The sequence below is a fragment of the Kutzneria sp. CA-103260 genome, from assembly GCF_018263855.1.
Taxonomy (GTDB): domain Bacteria; phylum Actinomycetota; class Actinomycetes; order Mycobacteriales; family Pseudonocardiaceae; genus Kutzneria.
This window is the reverse complement of sequence record NZ_CP073318.1, coordinates 247,299-263,281: the sequence shown is the minus strand read 5'-3', so window position 1 is coordinate 263,281 and position 15,983 is coordinate 247,299. Positions and strand designations below refer to the sequence as shown.

Here is a 15,983-nt window from a genome sequence, read left to right as displayed (position 1 = left end):
CACCTCCTTGACACCCTCACGGTATAGCGCGACGATGACGACCGTCAAGACAAGGAGATAACGGCATGACACTCAGCGATGACGTGCTCGGCCGCGCGCGAGTGGTCGACAACGACGATCTCAAGGCGTACTACGCGAAACTCGGCAAGTTCCAGGCCGGTGCACTGTGGACGGTCGCGAACGACATCGAACCCTGGTACCCGCAACCGAAGTCGGTGCCCACGCTCTGGTCGTACCGGGAACTCCGACCGCTGGTGCTGGAGGCACTGAGCCTGGTCAGCGGTGACGACGCCGGCCGCCGCGTGGTGATGCTGGTCAACCCGGGCCGCAAGGACATCTCCGCCTCCGTCGGCCTGCTCTACAGCGGCCTGCAGGTGATGGGCCCCGGCGAGTCGATGACCGCCCACCGGCACCAGGCCGCCGCACTGCGGTTCGTGCTTGAGGGCCAGGGCGCGTGGACCGTGGTCGACGGCCAGAAGCTCAAGGTCGGGCCGCGCGACTTCGCCATCACCCCCAACTGGACCTGGCACGAGCACGGCAACGAGGGTTCGGACGAGCCGGTGATCTGGCAGGACGGCCTGGACATCCCGCTCGTGAACGCGCACGACGCCGGCTTCTACGAGGTGCACCCGGACGTGTACCAGAAGCAGGGCGACGTGGTGAACTCCTCACTGCTCACCTACGGCCACGGACAGCTGCGGCCCTACGGCTACGAGGCGTGGGACAAGCGCTACTCGCCACTGTTCGCCTACCCGTGGGAACGGACCTATCCAGCGCTGCTGGACGTCGCCGCGGCGAGCGACGGATCTCCTTACGACGGCATCATCCTGGAGTACAGCAACCCGCTCACCGGTGGCTCGGTGATGCCGACCATGAGCGCGCACCTCCAGCTGCTGCGGCCCGGCGAGGCCACGAAGGCCCACCGGCACACCGGTTCGGTGATGTACACCGTGGCCAAGGGCAGCGGGCACTCGGTGATCGCCGGCACGAGGTACGACTGGCAGGAGGGCGACGTGTTCTGCGTGCCGTCGTGGGCCTGGCACGAGCACGCCAACGGTAGCGTCACTGATGACGCCGTTCTGTTCTCGTACAACGACTTCCCAGTGATGCGCTCGCTCGCCTTCTGGCGCGAGGAGTCCTACCCGGACAACAACGGCCACCAGCCCGTCGAATAGGGGACTTCGATGCTGTTAGTGACGTACTCGATCGGCGGCCGGCGGCGGGTCGGGATCCTCAGGGACAACGAGGTTTTCGAGACCACCGGGGAGTCCATTCTCGACAGTGGAGCCGAGACCGGGACGAGGCACCCGCTGGCCGACGTGACACTGCACGCCCCGCTGCGGCCGGGGAAGATCGTCGGCATCGGGCTGAACTACACCGAGCACGTCGCCGAGTCGGCCCGGACCCTGGACACCGACAAGGAACTGCCGCAGCGGCCGGTGTTGTTCGGCAAGCCGGCGACCGCCGTGGTCGGCCCGGACGATCCGATCCTGCACAACGGCGACCTGACCCAGCAGTTGGACTGGGAGTGCGAGCTGGCGGTGATCATCGGGCGCACCGCCCGCCGGGTGCGGGCCGAGGACGCGCTGGACCACGTGTTCGGCTACAGCATCATGAACGACATCAGCGCCCGCGACCAGCGTCGTTCCGGGCAGTGGTTCTTCTCCAAGGGCCAGGATTCCTACGCCCCGTTCGGGCCGGCGGTGCGCACCGCCGACGACCTCGCCGACCCGCACGACCTCGACCTGTCGCTGCGGGTGAACGGCGAGGTGAAGCAGAAGTCCAACACCCGGTACATGTTGTTCCGGATTCCTGAACTGATCGCCGACATCAGCTCGGGCATGACCCTGGAACCGGGCGACGTGATCTCCACCGGCTCCCCGGCCGGCGTCGGCGCGAGCTTCACGCCGCAGCAGTTCCTGCGCCCCGGGGACGTCGTGGAGGCAACCGTGCAGGCCATCGGGACGCTGCGAAATCCCGTCGTGGACGCACGGTGACATCCCCGCTGCTATGTTGCCGGCATGGCGATCGCAGCGGCTGGGGAGGCCTTCACCGACGGTGACGCGGGCGCGCGATCCGCGCAGCCGCGGCAGTTCATCGTCACCGTGTACGGCCTGTACGCGCGGGCCGACGGCGGGTGGCTGTCGGTCGCGTCGCTGATCGCGCTGCTGGCCGATCTGGACATCGACGAGCCGGCGGTGCGCTCGTCGATCTCGCGGCTGAAGCGGCGGGGCATTCTCGCGGCCGAGCGGCGGGGCGGCGCCGCCGGCTACGCGCTGTCCGAGGAGGGCCTCGCCGTGCTGCGCGAGGGCGACGAGCGGATCTTCCGCCGGGACCGCTCGACGCTGGACGAGGGCTGGCTGCTGGCGGTGTTCTCGGTGCCGGAGTCGGAGCGCAACAAGCGGCACGTGCTGCGGTCCCAGCTGACCCGGCTGGGCTTCGGCACGGCCGCGCCCGGCGTGTGGATCGCGCCCGCGCACCTGCACCACGCGACCGCGGCGATGCTGCGGCAGCAGGATCTGGACGGCTACGCCGATCTGTTCCGCGCCGACCACCTGTCCTTCGGCGACGTGGCGGCGAAGATGCGGCAGTGGTGGGATTTCGACGAGTTGGAGCGCCAGTACGCGGCGTTCCTGGACGAGCACGAGCCGGTGTGGCAGCGGTGGCGGCGCAAGCGGTCCGGCGAGGGCCGCGAGGCGTTCGTGGACTACGTGCGCGTGTTGACGGCGTGGCGGCGGCTGCCGTACCTGGATCCCGGTCTGCCGGCGGAACTCCTGCCCGCGGACTGGGTCGGCACGCGGGCCGCCGACCTGTTCTTCGCCATGCGGGAGCGCCTGGAGGACGGCGCGCGGGCCCATGTCGCGGCGGCCATCGCCTGAGCGTTATCGCGTTCTCTTGACTGTCGTCAGCACCGATGCATACTGGTGGCACCCCCTCACCTAAGAGGTGCTGCCGATGCGGGTCGCCAGAACAGCGCACGTGGACACCTTCTGCCGGGATCACCTGCCGCCCGGCGACGCCTGGCCGGACCTGGTCTTCGACCTTCCGGAGCTGCACTACCCCGACTGGCTCAACTGCGCCGACTCGCTGCTGGACGACACTGTGCGGCGGCTCGGCCCGGACCGGCCGTGCCTGCGCACGGAGACCGGCACCTGGACCTACGGCGACCTGCTCAGCGCGGCCAACCGGGCCGCACACGTGCTCACCGACCACTGTGGACTACGCCCCGGTAACCGCGTTCTGTTACGTGGACCCAACAATCCGTGGTTGGTGGCCGCCTGGTTCGCCGTGCTCAAGGCCGGTGGCGTCGCCGTCACCACGATGCCGCTGCTACGCGCCCGTGAGATCGCCGACCTGGTCGAGCTGACCAAGCCGGACCTGGCGATCTGCGATCACCGCTTCCTCGACGAACTCGCGCTGGGCGCGCCGGAGCTGCCCGTTCTCGGTTACGGCGGCCCGGGTCCGGACGACCTGACCGCGCTGGCATCGTCCACAAGCGACACCTTCACCAGCGTCGCCACCGCCGCCGACGACGTGGCCATTCTCGCCCCGACCTCGGGCACCACCGGCAAGCCCAAGGCCACCATGCACTTCCACCGGGACCTGCTGATCTGCGCCGACACGTTCTCCCGGCACATCGTGCGACCGAACCAGGACGACGTGTTCGCCGGCTCGCCGCCGATCGGCTTCACCTTCGGCCTCGGCGGGCTGGTCCTGTTCCCGTTGCGGGCCGGCGCTTCCACGCTGCTGCTGGAACGGGCCACCCCGGTGGAGCTGGCCGACGCCGTGGCCAAGCACCGGGTCACCGTGCTGTTCACCGCCCCCACCGCGTACCGCGCGATGTTGGCCGGCGACAAGGCTTCCGCGCTGACCGGACTGCGGCGCTGCGTGTCGGCCGGCGAGCACCTGCCCACCGCCACCTGGCGGGATTTCCTGGCAAAGACCGGGATCCGCATCATCAACGGCATCGGCGGCACCGAGATGCTGCACATCTACATCGCCGCCGCCGACGAGGAGATCCGACCCGGGTCCACCGGGCGGGTGGTGCCCGGCTTCCACGCCGTGATCCTCGACGAGAACGGCGATCCCGTGCCCGACGGCGTGTCCGGCCGGCTGGCGGTCAAGGGTCCCACCGGCTGCCGATACCTGTCCGACGAGCGCCAGCGCACCACCGTCCACAGAGGATGGACACTGACCGGCGACAGCTACCACCGGGACGCCGACGGCTACTACTGGTTCGAGGCCCGCAACGACGACATGATCGTCTCCAGCGGCTACAACATCGCCGGGCCCGAGGTGGAGGCCGCGCTGCTGGACCACCCCGACGTGCTGGACGTCGCCGTGATCGGCGCCCCGGACGCCGAACGCGGCACGGTGGTCAAGGCCTTCGTGGTGCCACGGGCGGAAAGCACGGTGACCGCCGGCGAGTTGCAGGACTTCGTCAAGCACGCCCTCGCCCCGTACAAGTACCCCCGGGAGGTGGTGTTCCTGGACGCCCTCCCCCGCACCGCGACCGGCAAGGTGCAGCGCTACCGTCTGCGATCGATGCCGCCATCCGGGCGACCCTGATCAGTCCCGATCGGTCCAACGGTAGGCTGCCGGCAGCGCCGACGGATGCGAGAGGTGAACGGTGGCTGCCAACGAGGCCGCTCGGGGCCCCCGGGACGTCGACGTCTCCACGGCCAGCGCCGCCCGCGTCTACGACTACCTGCTCGGCGGGGCGCACAACTTCGCCGCCGACCGGGCCCTGGCCGAGCAGGTGATCCAGGTGCTGCCGACCGCCCGGCAGGTGGCCATCGCCAACCGCTCGTTCCTGCGGCGGGCCGTGCGCTACCTCGTCGGGCAGGGCATCACCCAGTTCCTCGACCTCGGCTCCGGCAGCCCCACCTACGGGAACGTGCACGAGATCGCCCAGGAGGCCGATCCCGCCTGCCGGGTGCTGTACGTCGACCACGACGAGGTCGCCGTCGCCCACAGCGAACTGCTGCTGGCCGGCAACCCCGCCGCCACCATGCTCGGCGCCGACCTGACCAAGCCGTCCACCGTGCTCGACGCCCCGATCACCCGGGAGTTCCTGGACTTCAGCCGCCCCATCGGGCTGCTGATGATCGCCGTCCTGGTCTACGTGCCCGACTCCCTCGACCCCGCAGGCATCGTCGCCACCTACCGCGACGCGCTGCCCGCCGGCAGCTATTTCGCCCTGTCCCACCTCACCGCCGACCATGAGCCCGTGGCCATGGCCGCCGTGGTCGAGGCGATGAAGAACAGCCGCGACCCGCTGTACTTCCGCAGCTACGACGAAACCCTGCCGCTGTTCGCCGGCTTCGACCTCGTGGCCCCGGGCCTGGTCGACGTCCCCGACTGGCGGCCGGACCCCGGCCATCAGGACGCCAGTTCCGGGGAGGGCTACGCCGGCATCGGCCGCAAGTCGTGACTACCGCCCGAACGCCGACGCGGGGCCCAAAAGCCTGCCCCACCAACGGAATGTCTCAAAACGCGTCGAACACGCCCCGAGTGGAGCACAATGCCTCTGGTTTTCCCCGCCGGCGACGGGATCAAGCAAGAAGCCGGCGGGATCGGGCTAGCGGGAATCCCGCTGGTTAACAGGACTTCGCCGTGATCGTCGCACGGTGTCGGGGCCGCTGCGACCTCGGTAATCTCATTACGGAAGTAGTCAGATTACCGTGGAGGTGGCTCGTGATCCCGACCGTCGACCAGGTGGTCTCCGAGGTCGAGAAGCTGGCCGCCGACCTGCCGGAAGTGTGCCGGACGCGGCGCATCGGCACGTCCCGGCTGGGCGAGCCGCTACGGATGCTGTCGGTCGGCCACGGCGCCCGCAACGCGCTGGTCGTGGGCTGTCCGCACCCGAACGAGCCGATCGGCCTGCTCACCGTGCTGGCGCTGGCCAAGCGGGTGGCGGCCACGCCGGGACTGCGCGAGGGCCTGGACTTCAGCTGGCACTTCGTGCCCTGCATCGACCCGGACGGCACCCGGCTGAACGAGGGCTGGTTCGCCGGCCCGCTGACCATCCGCAGCTACCACGAGAACTTCTACCGCCCGGCCTACGTGGACCAGCCCGAATGGACGTTTCCGGTGCTGGACGAGCGGGCCTTCTTCGACCGCACGCTGCCCGAGACACAGGCGCTGGCCCGGGTGATCGACGAGTTACGCCCGCGGTTCCAGTACTCCTTGCACAACGCCGACTTCGGCGGCGTCTTCTTCATCCTCAACGGCGGGCAGCCGGGCATGGCCGAGGATCTCGGCGTGGTGGCGGCCGAGCAGGCCGTGCCGCTGTCACTGGGCCCGGTGGACACGCTGGGCTGGGAGACCGCCGCCCCGGCCGTCTACCTGATGCCGCCGGCCGAGACGTCGATCGAGGCCGCGGCCCGCGGCACGGGGGATCCGGTGCGGCATGGCGGTTCCAGCGCGCACTACGCCGAACGCTACGGCACCACCACGCTGATCACCGAGGTGGCGGTCTGGCACGACCGCCGGGCCGACGACGTCTCCGACTCCGGCCGGTCCTACGCGGACAGTCTCCGACACGCGGCGACCGAACTGCGGGACGATAGGGCGGTGCTGTCCGAGTTGTACGAGGAGATCCGGCCGCGGCTCGTGGTGCCGTCGCCGATGCGGACCTCGATCGCCGACCAGTTGGCCACCGCCGCGTCGGCGGCCGCCGCCAACGACATGATGGCCGAGAGCACCCCTCCGCGTCCGGCCACAGTGGCCGAAGAGTTTGCCACGTCAACAGTCGTGCACATGCTGCGGTTACGGGCCAGCGGCATGCTGCGCCGACAGCTGGCGGTCGAGCACGCCGCCGGCAACCAGCCGCCCGAGTCCCGTGCCGTCAAACGACACCTGGACGAGCTGTTCGACACCTGGTGCGCCGCCGCCGAGAGCGAGCTGTCGCAGGACCCGTTCCCGGTGCGGCAGTTGGTGTCCCTGCAGGCCGAGGCGGCGCTGGCGGTGGTCCGAAGGCTGGCGCCATGCGGTTGACCCGGTCGCAGTCGCGGCAGCGCAACCGGGACGCGCTGATCGACGCCGCGCTGGCCGAGATGGCCGACCGCGGCTACCAGCAGGCGCGGCTGGACGACATCGCCGAGCGGGCCGAGCTCACCACCGGCGCCGTCTACTCCATCTTCGGCAGCAAGCGGAACCTGCTGCTGGCCGTCGTCGCCCGCTACGCCGACGAGCTCGACGGCCTGCTGGCCGAGCTAGCCGATCCCCGCCTGTCCCTGGCCGAGGTCCTCACCGGCTGCGCCGACGCCTTCCACCACGTCGCCACCGCCTCCGACGCCCGCCACCGCTTCGCCTTCGAACTCGAACTGGCCGGCCTGATGCTGCGCGACCCCACCGTCATGTCCCTGACCACCGCCGGCCGCCTGGCCAAGCTCCTCGTCGGCCGCGACGGCCACATCACCACCGAGCAGGCCGAGCAGCTGGCCCCGGCCCTGGCCGCCCTGCTCGGCGGCCTGGTCCACCGGGCCGTGCTGGAGCCGGGCACGGTGGACCAGCAGTACTTCCGCCGCTCCGCCCTGGCCCTGTCCGGCCTGCTCAGAACGTGAGGACGAGTTTGCCGCGGACGCCGGCGTCGGCGCGGGTGTGGGCCTCGACGGCCCGGTCGGCGAGGATGGCGTCGGCGAAGCGGAGAGCTGACTCAGCGGCCGCGGGCGACGATGTCCAGCGCCTCGACGACGTCCGGGCCGGTCATCGCGGTGGCCGGATCGACCAGCCACTGGGCCATGATCCCGGTCAGCAGCGCCTGGTAGAGCGCGCCCACTCGGGGGTCGAGGTGGTCGAAGGGCCGTTCCTCGGCCACCACCTCGCGCACGTCCTCGGCGTGCTCGACCTGTGCCAGCACCTCGAACTGCGCAGCCAGCAACTGGCGGTCCGAGCCAATCAGCTCGACCAGGCGTCCCCAGATCTCCCCGGGCTCGGCCAGCGCCGCCGACAGCCGGTCGCCCCACTCCCGCGCCGACTGGATCAGCGCCTGGTTGAGCAGGGCCTCCTTGGAGCCGTAGTGGTAGCCGATGGAGGCCAGGTTCGCGCCCGAGGCGGCCACCACGTCCCGCGCCGTGGTGCGCGCGTAGCCCTTCTCCGCAAGGCAGCGCCTGGCCCCGATCATCAAATCCTCACGGTGACCCATATGCGGCAACCTACCCTAGGCCAAAAATCGTGACCGCCCTGGTCAGAGGGCAGAAAGGCGGTCAATCTAGCATCCGGTCCGCCGGTTTCGGAAATTGCCGCTCATCTGTTCAGTTGATGGATTTGAACGGGATATGAACGCCCTGCCCTAGCGTCAAGGTCGCCAGAGACTTGGGGGTACGGACATGGCGATGAGCAACGGGGCGGCGGCGGGAGCCGTCCTCACGCTACCGGCACGGCGCACCGTCACCGAGGGATTGACGGTGGCCGTGGCCAGTAGCGAACCGGTGGTGCGACTCGGGCTGCGGGTGCTGTGCGAGTCCTTCGCGGTGGTGGCCGAGGCCGCCACCGCACGGGACACGGTGCGCGAGGTGCTGCTGCACAGACCCGACGTGCTGGTGCTCGATCTCGCCGACGGCGAGACGGTGCTGGCCGAGCTGCGGCGGTCCGCGCGGGACGTGGCCGTGCTGGCGTTGACGTCCAGCGACGACGACGACTCACTGCGCGCGGCACTGCGCTCCGGCGTGCGGGGATACCTGCACAAGGACGCCACCCGGGACGAGATCGTGCGCGCGATCCAGGGTGTCGCCGCCGGCGAGATGATCTTCGGCCGGACCGCGGCCGACCGGCTGCTGGGACTGGTGGCGCGGCCCCTGGGCGTGGCCACGACGCCGTTCCCCGGCCTGACCGGGCGGGAGCGCGAGGTGCTCAACCTGGTCGCCGCCGGGCTGTCCAACCAGCTGATCGCGCGGCAGCTGCGGCTGTCGCCGAAAACCGTTAGCAACCACCTGTCGGCCATCTTCCACAAACTGCGCACCGCGTCCCGGGCCGAGACGATCGTGCTGGCGAGGGAGGCGGGACTGGGCACAATGCAGGGGTGACCCGGTTACGCCCCTTCGCGCCCGAGGACCTGCCGTCGCTGTACGACGTCTGCGTACGGACCGCCGACGCCGGCGGCGACGCCCGGCACCTGTACCCCGACCAGGACCTGATGCCGACCATCTTCCTCGCCCCGTACGTGGCGCTGGACCCGTCGCTGGCGTTCGTCGTCGACGACGGGTCCCGGGCGGTGGGCTACGTGATCGGCACCGCCGACACGGCGGAGTTCGTGCGGCGGTACCGGCGGGAGTGGTTGCCGACGGTGGCCGACCGGTATCCAGCGCCGGACTCGTTGACGACGCCCAGCGAGGAAATGCTGGCGTTAATGCACAATCCGGAGCGGATGATCGTCCCCGAGCTGGCGGCGTATCCCGCGCACCTGCACATCGATCTGCTGCCCGAGTATCAGCGCAAGGGTTTGGGACGGGAGCTCATGACAGCGTTCCTGGGCGCGTTGTTTGAACGTGGTGTGCCGGCGGTGCATCTGGGCATGGTGACCGTGAACGTGTCGGCGCGGGCGTTCTACGACCGGCTCGGGTTCCACGTGATCGACGTTCCAGATGCTGGGGTGCTTACTTATCTGGGGCGGTCGACTTCACCGGGGTGCTAGGCCTCAGACAGGGCCGCCAGCTGGGCGGTGACGGTGCCCCAGCCGTCGTTGAAGCCCAGTTTCTCGTGCAGGGCACGGGCTTCCGGGTCACCGTGCCGGACGATCACCCGGTAGTCCGTGCCGTCCGGGTGATCCCGCAGCGTGATCGTCGCCGTGCAGGCCACCGGAGCCGGCGCCGCCGGCCGCCAGGTGCTGTCCACCGCGTTCGTGAACACGATCCGCTCCAAGTCGTCCACCGCAAGGAAACAGGCGTTCAGATGGGGCACGAACGTCTGGCCGTCGTCGCTCATCTGCGTCACGAAAGCACCGCCCGGGCGGGCTTCCAGTCGATCCACTCGACACAGTGTCGGCTTCGGGATCCACCACCGGGCCAGCTTGTCCGGGTCCGTCCAGGCCTGCCAGACCCGCGCTCGCGGCGCTCGAATGATCCGGTCCAGGCCGAGATCCAGCTCAGGATTCACGACTCCTCCTCCAAGAACTGCTCCAACCGATCCGTGCGCTCCGACCAGACGCGGCGCTGCTCGGCCAGCCAGTCGTCCACCAGGCCCAGTTTTTCCCGGTTCAGCACACAGGTCCGGACCCGCCCCTCCTTCATGGTTCGGATCAGGCCACTGGACTCCAGGGTCCGCACGTGCTTCATGAACGACGGCAAGGTCATCGGAAACCGCCGCGCCAACTCCCCCACGCTCGTCGGCCCACTACCCAAGCAGCGCACCACAGCTCGTCGCGTGGGATCAGCCAGCGCCAGGAACACCTCGTCCGTCTGGGTTGGATACTGAGCCACGAGGCTAAGTGTTGCAGGTGGGGATGGTTAGCGCAAGGGCTAAGTGTTGAGGGGGCGAGTTGGATGGGCGGCGGGGTTGGGTTGGGCCGGTTGCGGTTGGATGGGTGGGCGCGTTCAAAGAGGGCTTTGGACGTGGGGCGGGGTGTGAGTTTTGTTGGATTGGTTGCGTTGCGCGGGTCGTTGCGGAAAGCGCTTTCCGTCGGTCACCCACATGGGTATTTGTTGGCATACAAGGGAAATCGATCCCCAAGGGGAGATAGAATGGGGGCATGACAGTAGTCCTAGATCAGTCTGCCGACGCCGGATGGTGGCGGCTGGATGAGGGGGCGCTGTGGGCTGCCGGGGAGAGTGCCGAGGTCTGTCGCAGGGCTGACTATGTGCGACAGGTGGAGGTCGTAGCGGAGTTGTGGTCACGGACCGCGCACACCAAGGACGATCAGGCGGCGATGGTGACAGACCTGATGGCGCAGTGGAAGGTGACCCGAGCGGAGGCACGTGATCTCCTCCGGCACACGGAGTTGTTCGAACACGAGGCCGTCCATGAGGCGGCCGGGGAAGGCCTGCTGAGCAAGCAGCATCTGGCCGTCATCGACATGACCCTGACGGAAGCACCGGAGGGCCAGCGGGACGAGGTCGAGGCCGCGCTGCTGGAGAAGGCCGCTGAGTTCGACGGGGCGACGCTACGAGTGATCGCCCGGCACATCCTGCAGTTGCTGGATCAGGATGGGAAAGCGCCGGATGACCGGGAGTTGGCGGAACCGAAGCGGGAGTTGCATCTGACCAGCCGTAAGGACGGGTCGGTGGTGTTTCGAGGGAAGATCGACCAGGAGTCGGGGGCGAAGCTGACGGCGTTGCTCAGCCCGCTCGCCAAGCCGACCTCCGCCGACGACAACCGCACCACGCCCGAGCGCCAAGGCGATGCCTTCGCGGAGATCATCGACCTCGCGGCCGGCAGCGAGGACCTGCCCCAGGAAGGTGGAGAGCGGCCTCACCTTGCGCTCACCATGTCGCTGAAGGACTTTCAGGAGCAGCGGGGCACGGCCGATGTCGAGGGTATGGGGCCGATGGATGCGGCCTCGGCGCGGAGGATTGGCTGTGACAGCAAGGTGATGCGAGTGGTGCTAGGAGCCAAGTCCGAAGTGCTGGACATCGGGCGGGCGAGCAGGACGATCCCGAACCAGATCCGCCGGGCGCTGATCATCCGGGACAAAGAGTGCGCGTTCCCGGGATGCCAACGCAGACCCCGGCAGTGCCACGCACATCACGTGATCCACTGGGCTGATGGAGGACCGACCAGTGTGGACAATCTCGTGCTGCTGTGCGGGCACCATCATCGACTGATCCATCACAGCCACTGGACGGTGAAGATCAACGAAGGGTGGCCGGAGTTCGCCGCTGGCCGCGATCAGGGCCAGCGGCGAGAGAAAGCGGGCTAGTGGTTCGTCACGCAACCTTGGTCGGGTAATGCGTAGGTGCGCGACCGTGCATTAGCTGGTCAGCTCACGCAGAACTCGTTGCCCTCGGGGTCCTGCATCACGACGCAGTAGCCGAACACTTCGTCGAGCTCGCGCAGCCTGGTAGCACCGGCGGCCGCCAGACGGTCGACATGTGCAGCCACCGCGGCGCGGCGGAGCACCGGGTCGTGCACGCCGGCGCCTGCGTGCACGTCGAGGTGCACGCGGTTTTTCACGGTCTTGTCCTCCGGAACTGGTTGGAAGAACAGTCTCGGTCCGCGCCCTTCCGGGTCGATAACAGCGGCACGCCACTGGTCACGGGGGATGCCGCGCGCGGTGGCGAACTCCGACCAACTGGCAAAGCCGGGCGGCGGCGGGTCCAAGACGTAGCCGAGAGCCATCGCCCAGAACTCGGCCTGCTTCTGTGGGTCGCGCGCATCGAAGGTCACCTGCACACCGATGGACATGGAGCCAGCCTGGCCTATCGACATACGCTGAGCAATTGCCGGGTGGAGGATTCGAGTCGTGCCACTAGCTCACCCCACGCGGCGGCGGGCGAAGCCGTCCAGGACAGAGCGATCGACGCCGACAGCCTCCTCCACCTCCGGCACCTCCAGGGCACCGCAGTCCATGCCGCGGACCAGGGCGGCGCTGAGGGCTTGGGCGGTGGCGGGTTCATCGAGGAAGACGCCGGCGGTGTTGGACAAGTAGGAGCGGAGACGGGCGGCAGCGGCGGGGAAAGCGGTGCGATAGAAGGAGAAAGTGGCGAGGAAGCGGGTGGGGAGCTGGTGGGGGTGCAGGTCCCAGCCCTGGTAGATGGCGTGCTCCAGGGAGCGGGTGACCAGGCGGGTGTGCAAGTGCCAACCGAAGCGGACGGCGGGAGGATCGCCCACCGGGAGAATGTTGGTGGAGCCGTCGGAAACGTGCACGCCGGTGCCGGCGGCGGCCAAGAGCATGACGTTCTTGGCATGATCGGCGACGGGATGCGCCATGGACTGATGGGCGGCGGTGACACCGCAAGCGGCACTGTAGTCATAGGTGCCGTAGTGCAGACCGGTACAGCGGCCATCGGAGGCATGGATCATGCGAGCGACAGTGGCGGCGCCATCGGGACCGAGAACGGCCTGGGTGGTCTCGATCTGAAGCTCGAAGCGGAGCTCACCGGGAAAGCGCTCCAGCTGGGTGCACAGCCACACCATCGACTCGACCTGCTCGACAGAAGTGACCTTCGGCAGGGTGACGACAAAATTGGGCGGCAGAGGGTTCAAAGCGCCCAACAAGAGCGAAAGCGTCCGCACGCCGCGACGGCGGCCGGACGGCTCGAAGCCCTTGATGCGGATGCCGGAGAACGGAGAAGCGGCCTCGCGAAGGACGGAGGCGGCGGCGAGGACATGGGCGTCCTCGACGTCGTCGGCGGGAAAGCCGTAGCCGTCCTCGAAATCGATACGAAGATCCTCGACGGGTTCACGGGACAGCTTGGCGCGAAGACGGTCGTACACGCCGACAGCGTCAACGCCGGTGGCGTCGGTGAGAGCGCCGGCGTCGGGGGCGAACTCGTCCAGGGCGGCCAACGCCCGATCGCCCCACGAACGGACCAGGCCGGGCCCGACCTGGTCCGCCGGCACGTACACGGTGTGCACGGGCTGACGGACACCGGTCGAGCCCGGGAACAACCGGTCCCGCAAAGCATCCACATCGGACAGTTGACTGTCCAGTTCGGACACGAGCTTGTCGAGATCCATCAGTCGATCTTGGCGTAGGCCGGCAGTGTCAGGAAGTCCACGAACTCGTCGTCCAACGCCACCTGCTCGAACAGGGCGCACGCCTCGTCGAGGTGATCACCGGACAGCGCAGCCTTGACCTCGGCCAGCACCTCACGCACGAGCGCGGCGGTGACGACCTGGCCGTCGGACAGCACGGTGCCGTTGTGCACCCACTGCCACAGCTGCGAACGGGAGATCTCAGCGGTGGCGGCGTCCTCCATCAGGTTGTGGATGGCGGCAGCGCCGTTGCCGGAAAGCCAGGACTGGATGTACCGCACGCCGACATCGACAGCGGAGCGGACGCCGGCGAAAGTGGCCTCACCGGGCGTGGACTTGACGTCCAGCAGCTGGTCGGCGGTGACCCGCACCTCGGGGCGCAGCTTGTCCAACTGGTTGGGACGCTTGCCGAGCACCTCGTCGAACACCTCCTGGCACACCGGAACCAGGTCGGGGTGCGCGACCCACGAGCCGTCGAAACCATCGCCGGCCTCGCGGCTCTTGTCTGCCCGGACCTTCTCCAGCGCGGCGGCGGTGACCTCGGGATCGCGCCGGTTCGGGATGAACGCGGCCATGCCGCCCATGGCGAACGCCCCGCGCTTGTGGCAGGTGCGGACCAGCAACTCGGTGTAGGCCCGCATGAACGGCGCGGTCATGGTGACGGTGTTGCGGTCCGGCAGCACGAACTCCTCGCCGGCGTCACGGAAGGTCTTGATCAGGCTGAACAGGTAGTCCCAGCGGCCGGCGTTCAGACCGGAGGCGTGGTCACGCAGCTCGTAGAGGATCTCCTCCATCTCGAACGCGGCCGGCACGGTCTCGATCAGCACAGTGGCGCGGATGGTGCCGTGCGGGATGCCCAGCTTCTCCTGCGCGTAGGTGAAGACGTCGTTCCACAGCCGCGCCTCGAGATGGCTCTCCATCTTCGGCAGATAGAAGTACGGACCGCTGCCCCGGGCCAACAGCTCGCGGACGTTGTGGAAGAAGTACAGGCCGAAGTCGACCAGGGCGCCGACGGCGGGCCGGCCGTCCACGTCGATGTGCCGCTCGTCCAGGTGCCAGCCGCGGGGCCGCATCACGATGGTCGCGGGGCGGACGTCGGAGCGCAGCGCGTAGTGCTTGCCCTCGGGCGAGGTGTGCACGATGGTGCCGCGCACGGCGTCGTACAGGTTCTCCTGGCCGGAGACGACGTTGTGCCAGTGCGGCGTGTTGGCGTCCTCCAGGTCGGCCAGCCACACCTTGGCCCCGGAGTTGAGCGCGTTGATGGCCATCTTGCGCTCGGTCGGCCCGGTGATCTCCACCCGGCGGTCGGTCAGCGCCGGCGGCGCGGCGGCCACCTGCCACTGCGCGTCGCGGATGTGGGCCGTTTCCGGCAGGAAGTCCAGCTTGCGGCCACGGCGAGTGGCACGCGCGGCGATCAGCTCGTCGCGGCGTGGGGCGAACCTCCGGTTGAGGTCGGTGACGAAATCCACCGCCTCCGGGGTCAGGATCTCAGGCACAGTTTTCCTCATCGTGGAGTTTTTCTTCCAGAACCGTCGTCTGCCACGCTACCCTTGGGCACCAGCCAAGTACAGGGAGACCCTGATCGCATGACGAGCAACGGTGGGGTGCAGTCGGTCGAGCGCACCTTCGAGCTGTTGGAGCTGATGGCCGAGGCCGGCGGCGAGGTCGCCCTGAGTCAGCTGGCGGCCAGCTCCGGGCTGCCGCTGCCGACCATCCACCGCATCATGCGCACGCTGGTCGGCGGCGGGTACGTGCGGCAGCAGCCGTCCCGGCGCTACGCCCTGGGCCCGCGCCTGATCCGGCTCGGCGAGACCGCCAGCCGCACCCTCGGCGCGTGGGCACGGCCCTATCTGGCCGAGCTCACCGAGGTCACCGGTGAGACGTCCAACATGGCCGTGCTGGACGGCGACCAGGTGGTGTACGTGGCCCAGGCCCCGTCCCGGCACTCCATGCGCATGTTCACCGAGGTCGGACGGCGGGTCGACGTGCACTGCACGGCGGTCGGCAAGGCGATCCTGGCCCAACTGCCCGAGGAGAGCGTGGAGCAGGTGCTGGCCCGGGCCAAGATGAAGCCGCAGACCGAGCGGTCCATCACCACCGTCGAGGGGATGCGGGCCGAGCTGACGGCCATCCGCGAGCAGGGTTACGCGGTCGACGACGGCGAGCAGGAGATCGGCGTGCGGTGCCTGGCCGTGGCGGTGCCGGGCTCGCCGTCCAACGCCGCGATCTCCATCAGCGGGCCGGAGACCCGGATGGGCCTGATCGCGGTGGACGAGGTGGTGCCGCTGCTGACCAAGGCGGCCAAGGTGCTGGCCCGGGAGATGGACTCCCCCAAGGGACAATGACCC

At 69.0% G+C, this 15,983-nt stretch carries 17 protein-coding genes; 11 read left to right on the top strand and 6 right to left on the bottom strand.

The window, feature by feature from the left end; genetic code table 11:
• The first annotated feature begins 65 nt into the window (after nt 1-65).
• The 7 genes from JJ691_RS01155 to JJ691_RS01125 all read left to right on the top strand — a co-directional run bounded on the left by JJ691_RS01155 (nt 66) and on the right by JJ691_RS01125 (nt 7,568).
• Nucleotides 66-1,175 carry a cupin domain-containing protein gene (locus JJ691_RS01155; protein WP_211766924.1) on the top strand — a complete coding sequence of 370 codons (1,110 nt, stop codon included), beginning with the start codon at nt 66-68 and terminating at the stop codon, nt 1,173-1,175.
• A gap of 9 nt (nt 1,176-1,184) precedes the next feature.
• Nucleotides 1,185-1,997: a fumarylacetoacetate hydrolase family protein gene (locus tag JJ691_RS01150; RefSeq protein WP_211766923.1), complete on the top strand. Its 813-nt coding sequence runs from the start codon at nt 1,185-1,187 to the stop codon at nt 1,995-1,997.
• 24 nt (nt 1,998-2,021) lie between these two features.
• Nucleotides 2,022-2,879 (top strand): PaaX family transcriptional regulator, encoded by an 858-nt coding sequence (locus tag JJ691_RS01145; RefSeq protein WP_211766922.1) that lies wholly within the window; start codon nt 2,022-2,024, stop codon nt 2,877-2,879.
• 76 nt (nt 2,880-2,955) lie between these two features.
• On the top strand, nt 2,956-4,569 hold the full coding sequence (locus JJ691_RS01140) for an AMP-binding protein (protein ID WP_211766921.1): 1,614 nt from the start codon (nt 2,956-2,958) through the stop codon (nt 4,567-4,569).
• 61 nt (nt 4,570-4,630) lie between these two features.
• Nucleotides 4,631-5,434 carry an SAM-dependent methyltransferase gene (locus tag JJ691_RS01135; RefSeq protein WP_211766920.1) on the top strand — a complete coding sequence of 268 codons (804 nt, stop codon included), beginning with the start codon at nt 4,631-4,633 and terminating at the stop codon, nt 5,432-5,434.
• A gap of 263 nt (nt 5,435-5,697) precedes the next feature.
• Nucleotides 5,698-6,999 carry a M14 family zinc carboxypeptidase gene (locus JJ691_RS01130; RefSeq protein ID WP_211766919.1) on the top strand — a complete coding sequence of 434 codons (1,302 nt, stop codon included), beginning with the start codon at nt 5,698-5,700 and terminating at the stop codon, nt 6,997-6,999.
• The gene (locus tag JJ691_RS01125; RefSeq protein WP_211766918.1) at nt 6,990-7,568 is read left to right on the top strand and encodes a TetR/AcrR family transcriptional regulator; all 579 of its coding nucleotides are present in this window, start codon (nt 6,990-6,992) and stop codon (nt 7,566-7,568) included. The genes JJ691_RS01130 and JJ691_RS01125 overlap by 10 nt, the downstream gene beginning before the upstream one ends.
• 92 nt (nt 7,569-7,660) lie before the next feature.
• Here the strand turns inward: JJ691_RS01125 and JJ691_RS01120 are convergent, their stop codons facing one another.
• Nucleotides 7,661-8,149 carry a TetR/AcrR family transcriptional regulator gene (locus tag JJ691_RS01120; protein WP_211766917.1) on the bottom strand — a complete coding sequence of 163 codons (489 nt, stop codon included), beginning with the start codon at nt 8,147-8,149 and terminating at the stop codon, nt 7,661-7,663.
• Between the two features lie 184 nt (nt 8,150-8,333).
• Here JJ691_RS01120 and JJ691_RS01115 point away from each other — a divergent pair, with 184 nt between their 5' ends.
• Both JJ691_RS01115 and JJ691_RS01110 read left to right on the top strand, forming a co-directional pair.
• A complete protein-coding gene (locus tag JJ691_RS01115; RefSeq protein WP_211766916.1) occupies nt 8,334-9,029 on the top strand; it encodes a LuxR C-terminal-related transcriptional regulator in 696 nt (231 codons plus the stop codon).
• Complete coding sequence (locus JJ691_RS01110) at nt 9,026-9,637, top strand: GNAT family N-acetyltransferase (protein WP_211766915.1); 612 nt, start codon at nt 9,026-9,028, stop codon at nt 9,635-9,637. The genes JJ691_RS01115 and JJ691_RS01110 overlap by 4 nt, the downstream gene beginning before the upstream one ends.
• On the opposite strand, the gene JJ691_RS01105 is transcribed toward JJ691_RS01110, so the two are convergent.
• Entirely contained in the window at nt 9,634-10,098 is a 465-nt protein-coding gene (locus JJ691_RS01105; RefSeq protein WP_211766914.1) for an SRPBCC domain-containing protein, read from the bottom strand. The genes JJ691_RS01110 and JJ691_RS01105 overlap by 4 nt on opposite strands.
• Complete coding sequence (locus JJ691_RS01100) at nt 10,095-10,391, bottom strand: ArsR/SmtB family transcription factor (protein ID WP_442912766.1); 297 nt, start codon at nt 10,389-10,391, stop codon at nt 10,095-10,097. Before JJ691_RS01100 ends, JJ691_RS01105 begins: the two co-directional genes overlap by 4 nt.
• Nucleotides 10,392-10,690: 299 nt before the next feature.
• On the opposite strand from JJ691_RS01100, the gene JJ691_RS01095 reads away from it, so the two are divergent.
• On the top strand, nt 10,691-11,857 hold the full coding sequence (locus JJ691_RS01095) for an HNH endonuclease signature motif containing protein (RefSeq protein ID WP_211766912.1): 1,167 nt from the start codon (nt 10,691-10,693) through the stop codon (nt 11,855-11,857).
• 59 nt (nt 11,858-11,916) lie between these two features.
• On the opposite strand, the gene JJ691_RS01090 is transcribed toward JJ691_RS01095, so the two are convergent.
• The 3 genes from JJ691_RS01090 to aceB form a co-directional block, all read right to left on the bottom strand.
• Nucleotides 11,917-12,342, bottom strand: coding sequence for a VOC family protein (locus JJ691_RS01090; RefSeq protein ID WP_211766911.1), 426 nt, complete (start codon nt 12,340-12,342; stop codon nt 11,917-11,919).
• A 69-nt stretch (nt 12,343-12,411) separates the two neighbouring features.
• Nucleotides 12,412-13,617, bottom strand: a complete 1,206-nt coding sequence (locus JJ691_RS01085) for a DUF6986 family protein (protein ID WP_211766910.1) — start codon at nt 13,615-13,617, stop codon at nt 12,412-12,414.
• On the bottom strand, nt 13,617-15,131 hold the full coding sequence (gene aceB, locus JJ691_RS01080) for a malate synthase A (protein ID WP_249227611.1): 1,515 nt from the start codon (nt 15,129-15,131) through the stop codon (nt 13,617-13,619). The genes JJ691_RS01085 and aceB overlap by 1 nt, the downstream gene beginning before the upstream one ends.
• A gap of 90 nt (nt 15,132-15,221) precedes the next feature.
• On the opposite strand from aceB, the gene JJ691_RS01075 reads away from it, so the two are divergent.
• Nucleotides 15,222-15,980, top strand: coding sequence for an IclR family transcriptional regulator (locus JJ691_RS01075; RefSeq protein WP_211766908.1), 759 nt, complete (start codon nt 15,222-15,224; stop codon nt 15,978-15,980).
• Nucleotides 15,981-15,983 lie beyond the last annotated feature (3 nt).